Genomic DNA, 11,978 nt, shown 5'->3' with positions numbered 1-11,978 from the left:
TATTTATTGCCTCTTACGCGAATAGCGGGTTGATCTTGTCGGCATCGATGTTGAATTTCTTGATTGCTTCCGCAACCGCAGATTTCTCAACATCACCACGCTTAGCCAGCTCGTTCAGAGCTGCAACAACCACGTAGCCAGCGTTCACTTCGAAGTGACGACGCAGGTTTTCACGGCTGTCAGAACGGCCAAAGCCATCAGTACCCAGAACCTTGTAAGATTCTGCCGGGATGAAGGCACGAACCTGATCCGCGTAGTTTTTCATGTAGTCGGTGGCTGCGATTGCCGGCTCAGTTCCCATCACTTCCGCGATGTAAGAGACTTTCTGCTCAGCTTCAGGGTGCAGCATGTTGTAACGCTCTGCGTCCTGACCGTCACGGGCCAGTTCGTTGAATGAGGTCACAGAGAATACGTCAGACGCGATGCCGTAATCGTCGCTCAGGATTTGAGCCGCTTTACGCACTTCGTTCATGATGGTACCTGAGCTCATCAGCTGAACTTTCGCTTTATCGCCCGCGTAAGTTTCCAGCTTGTAGATACCCTTACGGATACCCTCTTCAGCGCCTTCCGGCATTGCTGGCATCGCGTAGTTTTCGTTCATCAGCGTCAGGTAGTAGAACACGTTTTCCTGATCGCCGTACATGCGACGGATACCGTCTTGCATGATAACGGCCACTTCGTACGCGAACGTCGGATCGTAAGAGATACAGTTCGGGATGGTGTTGGCCAAAATGTGGCTGTGACCATCTTCGTGCTGCAGACCTTCACCGTTCAGGGTTGTACGACCGGCAGTTGCACCCAGCAGGAAGCCACGTGCTTGCTGGTCACCCGCCATCCACGCCATGTCGCCCACACGCTGGAAGCCGAACATAGAGTAGTAGATGTAGAACGGAATCATTGGCAGGTCGTTGGTGCTGTACGAGGTCGCCGCAGCTACCCACGAAGACATAGCACCCAGCTCATTGATACCTTCCTGCAGTACCTGACCGGCGGTGTCTTCTTTGTAGTAAGACACAACGCCGCGGTCTTCAGGGGTATACGTCTGACCGTGCGGGTTGTAGATACCGATTTGACGGAACAGGCCTTCCATACCGAAAGTACGTGCTTCGTCGGCAATAATAGGCACGATGTTCTTGCCGATGTTCTTGTTCTTCAACAGCACGTTCAGTGCACGAACAAAGCCCATAGTGGTTGAGATATCACGCTTCTGCTCTTCCAGCAGCGGCTTGAACTCTTCCAGTTCAGGTGTGATGAACTCTTGCGTGAAGTTCGGCAGACGCTTCGGCGTGTAACCGTGCAGCGCTTTACGGCGTGCGTGCAGGTATTCGTGCTCTTTTGAACCTTCTTCCAGTTTCAGGTAAGGCAGGTTCTTCACGTCTTCTTCAGACACCAGGTCTTGCAGACCCAGGCGATCACGCAGGTGCAGAACATGCGTCATGTCCATTTTCTTCACCTGGTGCGCAATGTTCTTACCTTCAGCCGCTTCACCCATGCCGTAACCTTTCACGGTTTTGGCCAGGATAACCGTTGGCTTGCCTTTGGTGTCTTGCGCGTTCTTGAAGGCTGCATACAGTTTGGAAGACTCGTGACCGCCACGCTTGAGCGCGAAGATCTCGTCGTCAGTCATGTCTGCTACCAGAGCGGCTGTCTCTGGGTATTTACCGAAGAAGTGCTCACGCACGTAAGCGCCGTCTTTGGATTTGAACGTCTGGTAGTCACCGTCGATGGTTTCGTTCATCAACTGCAGCAGTTTACCTGTGGTATCTTTAGCCAGCAGAGAATCCCAGTTGTTACCCCAGATCACTTTCACCACGTTCCAGCCTGCACCTTTGAACAGACCTTCCAGTTCCTGGATGATGCTGCCGTTACCCATTACAGGGCCGTCCAGACGTTGCAGGTTACAGTTCACCAGGAAGCACAGGTTGTCCAGTTTCTCACGCGCAGCGAAAGAAATCGCACCACGTGATTCTGGCTCATCCATCTCGCCGTCACCCAGGAAGGCGTAGACGCGCTGCGCAGAGGTATCTTTCATACCACGGCCGTGCAGGTACTTCAGGAAACGCGCCTGATAAATCGAGGCGATTGGACCCAGACCCATAGATACGGTCGGGAACTGCCAGAATTCAGGCATCAGTTTAGGGTGCGGGTAAGAAGACAGACCTTTACCGTCCACTTCCTGACGGAAGTTATCCAGTTGCTCTTCAGTCAGACGACCTTCAAGGAAGGCACGAGCGTAGATACCCGGAGAGATGTGGCCCTGGTAGTACACCAAGTCGCCGCCGTCTGTTTCGTTCGCTGCGCGGAAGAAGTGGTTAAAGCACACTTCGTAGAAAGCCGCAGAAGATTGGAAAGAAGCCATGTGGCCACCCAGCTCCAGATCTTTCTTAGAGGCACGCAGTACGATCATTACGGCGTTCCAGCGGATAATGGCACGGATACGACGTTCCAGCGTGGTATCACCAGGATACGCAGGCTCTTGAGCTGCAGGAATGGTATTGATGTAGTTAGTGGTAATGCCCGTTGGCATGTCTACTCCACCCAGACGCGCTTTTTCCAGTACTTGCTCCAGCAGGTACTGTGCACGTTCTACACCTTCTTCACGAACGACGGACTCCAGGGCTGCTAGCCACTCTTGAGTCTCCAGTGCGTCCACGTCATGCTTCATGACTTCAGACATGCGATCTATCCTTTCGTTGATATTCTACAAAACCAGGGTTTTATCGCCCCTAACAATGTCGCGACTGTTTGATACCGACCTCGGCTTATATGAGGGAAGTATTAATCCAGCCCGTCCTTGCGTTGTTGAATCCTGCGAAGAGAGCGTTCACGTCTGCTATCTTCAAGCGTTAAATCCAACAATGTTTCCTCGATATAAGCCAAATGTGCATGCGATGCTTCACGCGCCATTTCCGGCTGCCCGGAAACGATCGCATGCACAATATCGGCTCGGTGTTTGCTCACCTTCTCCACCACCTCAGGGCGACGGTTCAGGAGTTCAAAGTTTTGTAATACGTTTTGTTCCAGCAAGGGGGCGAGACTGCGGATGATATGCAGCAGTACCAGATTATGTGCGGATTCGGTCACCGCAATCAGATACTGCATCACAGCGGCAGCTTCAGATTTGAGATCACCCTGTTGCTGGGCTTCCTGTATCCGGCTGTGACAGGCGCGGATACGGTCGAAGTCGTCTTCATTGCCACGCAGAGCGGCATAATAAGCCGCCAATCCTTCAAGGGCATGGCGGGATTCAAGTAAGTCGAGTTGTGTTTCAGGATGGGCTGCCAGCAAATCCAGCAGGGGATCAGAAAAGCTCTGCCATAACTGATCCGACACAAAGGTACCTCCCCCCTGACGACGGGTCAGCAGATGTTTGGCTTCTAAGCGTTGAATTGCTTCGCGTACCGATGGGCGCGAAACGTCAAACTGCCGCGCTAACTCTCGTTCAGGCGGCAGTTGGTCTCCGGGGGACCATATCCCCTCCAGGATCAGTCGCTCAAGTTCTTGCTCTATGACGTCTGAGAGCTTGGCCTGGCGAATACGCTTATAAGTCATTTATTCGTATCTGCTTCTTGTACTTTTTTATCTGACAGTTCGACCCTACGACCGGTTAATTGGTCATACCAATTTAACTATATACAGAAATTTTACAGAAATAATTGAGGATGTCTACCGACAACTTGATTCATGTCATGGTAGTTCGAGCAGTAAATCCCCTCATTTCGTGCTATAAAAGCCAAAAATTATCGCAACTTTAGACCAGAATCCCGCATGTTGCGAACAAGATTCACACAAAAAGTTAATGGTCAGACCAATTTTTTAACATTTTTATCACATACAAAAATGTCACTTTTTGTAAAACAGCTCAAATTTTTTTTAGTCACTTAACCCGGTTTTATAGTGGCGCCAGTCGAACGCCAACCCCGGGTCAGTCTTACGACCAGGCGCGATAAATTCGTGGCCGGTAATGCGGGAACGGGTCAGCTGGGGATAACGGGCGAATAAAGTGCGGGTCAGTTGGCGCAAAGTGTCATACTGCGCCGGGGTATATGGCAGGGTATCTGTGCCTTCCAGTTCAATCCCGACAGAATAATCATTGCATTTATCTCTGCCAGCGAACTCAGACACACCGGCATGCCAGGCTCTGGCATTAAAAGGCACAAACTGAATCACTTCGCCATCGCGGCGGATCAGGCAATGGGCAGAGACCCGCAGCTGATGGATTTCTCGAAAGTACGGATGCCCGTCCGGATCCAGCTGCCCGGTAAAGAGCTGCTCTATATAAGAACCACCAAACTGCCCCGGCGGCAGGCTGATATTGTGGATCACCAACAGTGAGATATCGGTTTCATCCTGCCGGCTGTCACAGAACGGAGAAGGCACCCGTTTTACTTTGTCCAGCCAGTGTTGGTCGTTAATTCTGAAGTTCATGCCTGCTGCCTGTTTACTTGATTTGCCTGACGCTAAGGATAAAACCTGTAGCCGCTCTCACTCAACCCGAGAATGCCTTCCCCTTGCCAGCATCTCACAGTATGATCGGCTTCATTTCGACAGCCTCAGCCAACACGGTATATAAGTTATGCGCCCTACGGAACAAAAACATGATACGCAGTCTCGCCTGGCCTACCTGCGCCAGCAGCTTCCCGAAGATATCCGCCGCAATGTGGCTGATGCGCTGCGCGAAGATTTGGGCGGCGAGATTGATGCGGCCCGCGACATTACAGCCAGTTTGATCCCGGCAGACAGCCTGGGAGAAGCGACCATTATTACCCGGGAGCACGGGGTATTCTGCGGCCAGCTCTGGGCCGATGAAGTATTCCGCCAGCTGGGTGATGAAGTGACCATAGACTGGCAGGTCAGTGACGGCGATCCGGTTGAACCCAATCAGGTGCTGTGCGTCTTGCGGGGCCCATCGCGCATTCTGCTGACCGGCGAGCGCAATGCCATGAATTTCATCCAGACCTTGTCCGGCTGCGCCACCCAGGTGGCCCGGTACGCCGATCTGCTGGATGGCACGCCAACCCGTCTGCTCGACACCCGCAAGACCATACCCGGCCTGCGTAATGCGCTGAAATATGCCGTCGCGTGTGGCGGTGGCTATAATCACCGCATCGGCGTGTTTGACGCCTATCTGATCAAAGAAAACCACATCATTGCCTGTGGCGGGATCAAGCAGGCGGTTGAAACAGCCAAACAACTCAATCCGGGCAAGCCGGTGGAAGTGGAAACCGAAAGCCTGGATGAACTGAAACAGGCCATGGATGCCGGTGCCGACATCGTGATGCTGGACAACTTTACCACCGACATGATGCGCCAAGCGGTTGCCTTGAATCAGGGACAGGTTGCCCTGGAAGTGTCTGGCAATGTTACCGATGAAACGCTGCGTGAGTTTGCCGAAACCGGGGTTGATTATATCTCGGTCGGCGCACTGACCAAGCATGTGCGTGCCATGGACTTGTCGATGCGCTTTCAATAAGCGCAGATCACACAGAGCAGAGCACTAAGAACAGAAAGGGAGCGCCAGAGCGCTCCCTTTTTCATGTTGAGGCAATGGTTCCGATTAACCGCGATTCAGGAAAGACACGGCTTTGTCCGGAAAGTCAGTGAACACCCCATCCACTTTCACTTTGTGATAAAACACATCCAGCATGTCATCAAAGTTATCCGCATACGGGGCAATGCGGCCTTCATCGGCACGGAAGGTATAAGGGTGAACCAGCAGACCAGCCGACTTCGCTTCTTTCATCAGCGGCAGGATGATCAGGTTGTCTTTGGTTGACTTGTCATCCACCAGCATAGGTTTCCAGGGACCGATACCATCGGCATACTGAGCCACTTTCGCCATGCCGCCTTTTTCAAACATCCAGTCATAATTGTACGGCGTTGCATCCTTGCCCTGATACACCATAGTCTCGTTCCAGTCGGTGTAGGCCATCAGCTGGACCAGATTGAGATCCATCTTCATGGCCGGCATCAGCTCATCATTGATGCGTTTGAGTTCAATCGGGTCAAAACACTGAACGAAAGCTTTATCGTCTTTGCTGTCATAGCCGTATTCTTTCAGCACTTTCAGCAGCGCTTTCGAAATGTCTTTTCCTTCATGACGATGAAACCAGGGCGCTTTGATTTCAGGATAGATACCGATGTTGTATCCGAGTGTTTTGTTCAACCCCTGGATCAGCTCGATTTCTTCCGCCAGTGTCGGCACAGTAAATGACGACTTCCACAGCGGGAAACGATCAGGATAACCCGCCACCTTATTGCCGTCTTGATCGATATTAAATCCTTCGGTCAGACGCAGACCCTGAATTTCAGCCAGCGTAAAATCAATCGCGTAGTAACGACCGTCGGCACGGGCACGGTCCGGATAACGCTCCGCCACATCTGTCACACGATCTAGATAATGATCATGCAACACAACCAGCTGGTCATCTTTGGTCATCACCACATCTTGCTCGATATAGTCCGGTTTCATGGCATAGGCCATGGCTTTGGCTTCCAGCGTGTGCTCAGGCAGGTAGCCCGACGCGCCACGGTGGGCAATCACCAGCGGATCCGCCAGAGAATAAGAAGAGTAAGTCAGTGCAGCCAGAGTGAAGCCAATCACGTTCAGTTTCATTGTATTATCCATTTGTTGGTACCTAGACACCTGAAAAGAGTCAGGCCGTCACTATTATGAAACGGCCTGAATAATATAAAGATTAAAACATGAAATTACGCAAGCGCCTGCTCGCGTGCTTTTTGTTTATGGTGCGCTCGCTCACCGACAAAGGCATACATCAGGAAAACGATGGACGCGATGCAAGATCCCACCAGCACGATGAAACCGCCATCCCAGCCAAAGTGATCCACTGTGTAACCCAGCACTGCATTCGCCGCAACGGCGCCACCCAGGTAACCAAACAGACCGGTCAGGCCCGCTGCGGTGCCCGCTGCTTTTTTCGGTGCCAGTTCCAGCGCATACAGACCAATCAGCATCACAGGACCATAAATCAGGAAACCGATCGCAATCAGGGCCAGCATGTCCACGGTCGGGTTGCCTGCCGGGTTAAACCAGTACACCAGTACGGCCAGAGTCACCAGGACCATAAACAGAATTCCGGCCGGTGCACGGCGGCCTTTGAACAGTTTGTCTGAAATCCAGCCGCACAGCAGGGTGCCCGGGATCCCCGCCCACTCATACAGGAAATACGCCCAGGATGATTTATCGACGGTAAATTCCTTGGCCTCTTTCAGGTATACCGGCGCCCAGTCGAGTACGCCATAGCGGATCAGATACACAAAGGCGTTGGCAATCGCGATAGACCACAACAGCTTGTTGGAAAAAACATACTTGAAGAAAATCTCTTTAGCCGACATTTCATTTTCATGAGACTTGTCGTAATCGTCCGGGTAATCGTTTTTGTATTCTTCAATCGCCGGCAGGCCGCATGACTGCGGGGTATCACGTACTGTCAGCCAGATGAAAACAGCAACCAGAGCGGCAAAAAAGGCAGGGACATAAAAAGCGGCGCGCCAGTCATCCTGGAAAGCCCACAAACCCAGTAAAAACAGCGGGCCAATCAGGCCGCCACCCACGTTATGCGCCACATTCCAGACCGAAACAATTTCGCCCCGCTCTTTACGGGACCACCAGTGCACCATCGTCCGGCCGCACGCAGGCCAGCCCATGCCCTGGAACCAGCCGTTCAGGAACAACAGGATAAACATGGCGGTAATGCTGCTGGTCGCCCAGGGCATGAAACCGAAGCAGAACATCACCAGCGACGACATCAGCAGGCCGGCACTTAAGAAATAGCGTGGATCGGAGCGGTCAGACACGCTGCCCATCAGAAACTTTGACAGACCATAGGAAATAGAGACAGCGGCCAGCGCGACACCCAGATCACCACGGCTGAAGCCCTGTTCAATCAGGTATGGCATCGCCAGACTAAAATTCTTACGGACCAGGTAATAGCCGGCATACCCGAAAAAAATTCCAATAAAAAGCTGCCACCGCAGCCGTCTGTAGGTGCTGTCAACCTTGTCTGCCGGCAGCAGCGGTTGATGCGCTTTGGGGGTAAAAATTCCAAACATTCAGAGGGAACCTCGTTGTTATGATTATAGCGATGGTTTTTATGAGCGAGTGAGCGTATTCATCAAATTGATGAAAGTAAACATTTTCGTTTATGCTCATTTACTATCTGTGATCTGAGTATTGTCTTGATAAAAACCCAGTAAAAGCAGTGTCTTTTAAGCTAGTTAACGTCATAACACTCTATTTTGACCCAAACCGCACCGTGAGCACATTCGAACAAAGCAGCCTGAAGTCAGGTGACCCCAGACATTCACGCCGCCTGCCCAGTACCGCTTTCTTCGAGCAGCCTCCAACCACCGCCTGTAAGCGCGGTTTTTACATCCAAAGGGTTTGAATCGCCCCGAGAAACCAAGAGCCTTGACTATCTCTATGAATATCATGGCTTATTTTCATGACGCATCGGTTCTTCAAATAGAGAGCATCATGACCAGGCACAGTGGATTTACATTGATTGAATTGATGATCGTGGTGGCTATCATCAGTATTCTGGCGGCGTTTGCCATGCCGGCTTATCAGGGCTACACCCAGCGTGCCCATGCAACGGAAATGCTGCAGGCTTCCTCGGCGATGAAAACTGCGGTCAGTTTGTGCCTGATCACAGGGCTGACCTCTGGTACGACACAGCTGATCGACTGTCAAAGCGGCAGTAACGGCGTGCCCGCCAAGCAACTCTTCAGCAAAAGCAATGGTGACAGCTTTGAAATTTACTCAACGGTCACGGCAAGCCTGTCGGGGATCACCCCAGCCATCACAGACGGCACAGCCATCGTGGCGCGTATTCCGGAAGGACAGCGCAAAGGCAGCCTGCCCGCGAACACGGTAATCCGCTTGCAGCCACAGAGCGACGCCCATGGTATTGTCTGGCGAACACACTGCAGCGGTGATATCCCGTCGCAATTCTGTCCGGGGCAATAAAATGAACAGCGCCCTGATAAACACCTTACTGCAATCCAGCCTCATCAATCCGGCTGAAGCCGATCGGATCCAGACGGGCATGCGCCAGCATCACCTGAGCGATATCGCTGCCGTCGTCAATGCCGGCGTATTCAGCGACTGGGATCTGGCCAAGCAGCTGGCGCACCTCAGCGCCCTACCGATGGACGATGTTCACCATTACGATTACCAGGCTGTCTGTAAACGGCTGACCCTCAGACCGCTGATCGAAAAGCACAGTGTGCTGCCCCTTGCCCTGGGTCAGGATGTCCTGACCTTAGGGATCGCCAATCCCTTTGATACCCGCGGTCAGGACGAATGCCGCTTTGCCTCCGGCTATCAGATTTCACCGGTGATTTTACCGCTCAGACAGTTGGAAAACGCTATCAGGCGGATTTATGGCGAGCCGATTTCCAGTACGCTGCATACGGCCAGCCTCAACAATAATGAGATAGCACAGTTCTCCGCCGTCCAGACTGCGCCGACCGAAACCACAGCCGATAAGGATGACGCGCCTGTCAGCCGTTATCTTAACCAACTGCTGCTGGACGCGGTTCGGCGCCAGGCATCTGACATCCATATCGAACCTTTAGAAAAACAGTGCCGGATCCGATTTCGCTGCGATGGCCTGCTGTTGATTCATGCCACACCGCCTTCGGATTTGGCAGCCCGTCTGGCCGCCAGGCTCAAAATACTCGCCCGACTCAACATAGCTGAGCGCCGCCTGCCCCAGGATGGCCGCTTCAGACTGCCGCTCAACCCAGAGCTGACCGTTGATATGCGGGTGTCCACACTGCCTGCGCAGTGGGGAGAAAAAGTCGTTTTACGGTTACTCGACAGCAACCATATTCCGCTGGCGCTCAATCGGCTGGGCTATACCGACAGGCAGCGCAGTGCCTTTGAGCAGGCGCTGACCAAACCACAAGGTCTGATCCTGGTGACCGGCCCGACCGGCAGCGGAAAAACCCTGTCGCTGTATGCCGGCCTGAGTTTGCTCAACCAGGAGCACCGCAACATTTGTACCGCAGAGGATCCGGTCGAAATTCAACTTCCCGGGATCAATCAGCTCCACATTCACCCGGCGATAGGGCTGGATTTTGCCACGGCACTGCGCACTTTTCTGCGCCAGGATCCCGACGTGATCATGATAGGCGAGATCCGGGATCAGGAAACCGCAACCATGGCGGTACGCGCGGCACAAACAGGACACCTGGTCCTGTCGACTTTGCACACCAACTCCGCCGCCGATACCCTGAACCGGTTACAACATCTGGGGATCGCGCCCTATGAGCTCAGTGCCTCCCTCAGCCTGATTATCGCCCAGCGGCTGGTCCGCTGCCTGTGCCCGCACTGTAAGCGGCCGGCTGAGTTAACGGCCAGTCAGCGCGACAGACTGGCGATAGACACCGCAACATCCTTGTTCGCCGCCAACCCTCAGGGGTGCGAGCACTGTAATCAGGGCTACTTAGGCAGAACCGGGATATTTGAACTGGTCTCCTGCACAACCAGTCAGGCAAACCCGTTCAATGAAACCGCGCTCTGCGATTTTATGACTGATCAGGCTGACGACATGTCGCTGGAGCAAGCTGGGATCCGCCTGCTCTGCCAGGGGATCACCAGCCTGAGCGAGCTGCAACGGGTGCTGGCGTATGACAGTCTGCAGCCCGAGACTGAGTGCGGCTGATGGGACCGGCTGAAAAGGTAGGCTACTTTCGCTGGCGCGGACGCCTGAGCAATGGCCGCCGCACCAGCGGCATGCGTGTCGCTTTCCAGCCCGACGAGGTCGAAGCTTCCCTTCGTCTGCAATCGATAACTGTCCAGGCCATCCGCCGTGTCAGGCCCGGCTGGAGAACTTATCGCCGTCATCGTTTCCGACAGCAGGATCTGACCGGGATGTTCCGGCAACTGGCCAGCTTGCTGAGTGCCTCTCTGCCGCTGGGCGCAGCCCTGGGTATTCTGACCAAAGAGCAGCACCGGATGGAAGCCGCTACCATATTGAGTCGCATCCAGCAGCAGGTCACATCCGGCACCCCGTTTTCTGAAGCCGTAGCCCGCCACACGCCCGGCTGCGATGCCATTACCACCAGCCTGCTCAAAGCCGGTGAATTCGCCGGGCAACTGCCACAGACTCTGGAACAGATTGCCGCTTACCGTGAACAGTATCACCAGTTGCAGCGTACTCTATTCCATACCCTGCTCTATCCTGCTGCAGTTTGTGTGGTAGCCATGGCGGTGACTGTGCTAATGCTGGTGTGGATCATTCCGCAATTTGCCGGATTTTTTGCCACTATGGGCCACCAGCTCCCCTGGCTGACCCGCGCTGTGCTGACGCTGTCGGACTACGCCAGCCGGTACAGCCTGCCACTCATCGCCGGTGTGGCTCTGCTCACCGGGCTTTGCCGCTGGCAGTATCGCCGCAGCCAGGGCTGGCAGTACCGCTGTCACCGTGCGGTACTGCGGTTGCCCGTCGCCGGCCCTTGTTTGCATCTGGCCGCACAAGCACGGTTTACCCGAACCTTGGGTACCACCTTTAAAGCCGGTGTCCCTTTGCTGGACGGGCTGAATCTTGCAGCAGAGACCTGCGGTAACCAAGTGCTGACACACACCTACCGTCAGACTGCCCGGCTGGTCGCCGGCGGACAGCCGCTCCACGCCGCCATCCGGCAAAGTATGGACAAACAACAAGCGCGCATTCCTGAGCGTCTGATACAGCTCATTATGGTCGGTGAAGAAACCGGGAACATAGACACCCTGTTGTTCGAGCTGGCGGTTTATTATGACAACACGCTGTCACAACAGCTGAAAACGCTGGCAACCCTGCTCGAGCCTGTGCTGATCCTTGTTATCGGGACGATTATCGGTACGCTGCTGCTGGCGATGTACCTGCCGGTGTTTGACCTGATGAAAGCCGTCGGCTGAGTTCTTTTTCTGCGACTCGCTACGGACAACCAAATCAGGCTAAAATAACGGT

Annotated in this window: 9 protein-coding genes; 4 read left to right on the top strand and 5 right to left on the bottom strand. The window is 53.7% G+C overall.

What is annotated here, in order from left to right:
• Positions 1-13: 13 nt before the first annotated feature.
• The 3 genes from aceE to ampD form a co-directional block, all read right to left on the bottom strand.
• On the bottom strand, positions 14-2,677 hold the full coding sequence (aceE, locus tag LN341_RS02065) for a pyruvate dehydrogenase (acetyl-transferring), homodimeric type (RefSeq protein WP_046220546.1): 2,664 nt from the start codon (positions 2,675-2,677) through the stop codon (positions 14-16).
• A gap of 101 nt (positions 2,678-2,778) precedes the next feature.
• The gene (pdhR, locus tag LN341_RS02060) at positions 2,779-3,552 is read right to left on the bottom strand and encodes a pyruvate dehydrogenase complex transcriptional repressor PdhR (protein WP_027253657.1); all 774 of its coding nucleotides are present in this window, start codon (positions 3,550-3,552) and stop codon (positions 2,779-2,781) included.
• 321 nt (positions 3,553-3,873) lie between these two features.
• On the bottom strand, positions 3,874-4,428 hold the full coding sequence (ampD, locus tag LN341_RS02055; RefSeq protein ID WP_046220547.1) for a 1,6-anhydro-N-acetylmuramyl-L-alanine amidase AmpD: 555 nt from the start codon (positions 4,426-4,428) through the stop codon (positions 3,874-3,876).
• Positions 4,429-4,576: 148 nt separating this feature from the next.
• On the opposite strand from ampD, the gene nadC reads away from it, so the two are divergent.
• On the top strand, positions 4,577-5,473 hold the full coding sequence (gene nadC, locus LN341_RS02050; protein WP_046220548.1) for a carboxylating nicotinate-nucleotide diphosphorylase: 897 nt from the start codon (positions 4,577-4,579) through the stop codon (positions 5,471-5,473).
• 84 nt (positions 5,474-5,557) lie between these two features.
• Here nadC and glpQ read toward each other — a convergent pair whose 3' ends face one another.
• Positions 5,558-6,616, bottom strand: a complete 1,059-nt coding sequence (gene glpQ / locus LN341_RS02045) for a glycerophosphodiester phosphodiesterase (protein WP_234204829.1) — start codon at positions 6,614-6,616, stop codon at positions 5,558-5,560.
• A 95-nt stretch (positions 6,617-6,711) separates the two neighbouring features.
• The gene (gene glpT, locus LN341_RS02040) at positions 6,712-8,073 is read right to left on the bottom strand and encodes a glycerol-3-phosphate transporter (RefSeq protein ID WP_234203944.1); all 1,362 of its coding nucleotides are present in this window, start codon (positions 8,071-8,073) and stop codon (positions 6,712-6,714) included.
• A 424-nt stretch (positions 8,074-8,497) separates the two neighbouring features.
• Between glpT and LN341_RS02035 the strand changes: the two genes are divergently transcribed.
• From LN341_RS02035 to LN341_RS02025, 3 genes are read left to right on the top strand one after another with little or no spacing between them, the layout of a single operon-like run.
• A complete protein-coding gene (locus LN341_RS02035) occupies positions 8,498-8,989 on the top strand; it encodes a prepilin-type N-terminal cleavage/methylation domain-containing protein (RefSeq protein WP_046220638.1) in 492 nt (163 codons plus the stop codon).
• A gap of 1 nt (position 8,990) precedes the next feature.
• Positions 8,991-10,691, top strand: a complete 1,701-nt coding sequence (locus tag LN341_RS02030) for a GspE/PulE family protein (protein ID WP_234203943.1) — start codon at positions 8,991-8,993, stop codon at positions 10,689-10,691.
• Complete coding sequence (locus LN341_RS02025; RefSeq protein ID WP_234203942.1) at positions 10,691-11,926, top strand: type II secretion system F family protein; 1,236 nt, start codon at positions 10,691-10,693, stop codon at positions 11,924-11,926. Before LN341_RS02030 ends, LN341_RS02025 begins: the two co-directional genes overlap by 1 nt.
• The last annotated feature ends 52 nt before the right edge of the window (positions 11,927-11,978 follow it).

This window comes from Photobacterium sp. TLY01 (genome assembly GCF_021432065.1).
GTDB classification, from domain to species: Bacteria; Pseudomonadota; Gammaproteobacteria; order Enterobacterales; family Vibrionaceae; genus Photobacterium; species Photobacterium halotolerans_A.
This window is presented reverse-complemented; position numbering and strand designations above follow the sequence as displayed.

Coding starts and splice junctions, on each gene's coding strand:
- aceE (WP_046220546.1), bottom strand. CDS start 2,677: ATGTCTGAAGTCATGAAGCATGACGTGGACGCACTGGAGACTCAAGAG.
- pdhR (WP_027253657.1), bottom strand. CDS start 3,552: ATGACTTATAAGCGTATTCGCCAGGCCAAGCTCTCAGACGTCATAGAG.
- ampD (WP_046220547.1), bottom strand. CDS start 4,428: ATGAACTTCAGAATTAACGACCAACACTGGCTGGACAAAGTAAAACGG.
- nadC (WP_046220548.1), top strand. CDS start 4,577: ATGCGCCCTACGGAACAAAAACATGATACGCAGTCTCGCCTGGCCTAC.
- glpQ (WP_234204829.1), bottom strand. CDS start 6,616: ATGAAACTGAACGTGATTGGCTTCACTCTGGCTGCACTGACTTACTCT.
- glpT (WP_234203944.1), bottom strand. CDS start 8,073: ATGTTTGGAATTTTTACCCCCAAAGCGCATCAACCGCTGCTGCCGGCA.
- LN341_RS02035 (WP_046220638.1), top strand. CDS start 8,498: ATGACCAGGCACAGTGGATTTACATTGATTGAATTGATGATCGTGGTG.
- LN341_RS02030 (WP_234203943.1), top strand. CDS start 8,991: ATGAACAGCGCCCTGATAAACACCTTACTGCAATCCAGCCTCATCAAT.
- LN341_RS02025 (WP_234203942.1), top strand. CDS start 10,691: ATGGGACCGGCTGAAAAGGTAGGCTACTTTCGCTGGCGCGGACGCCTG.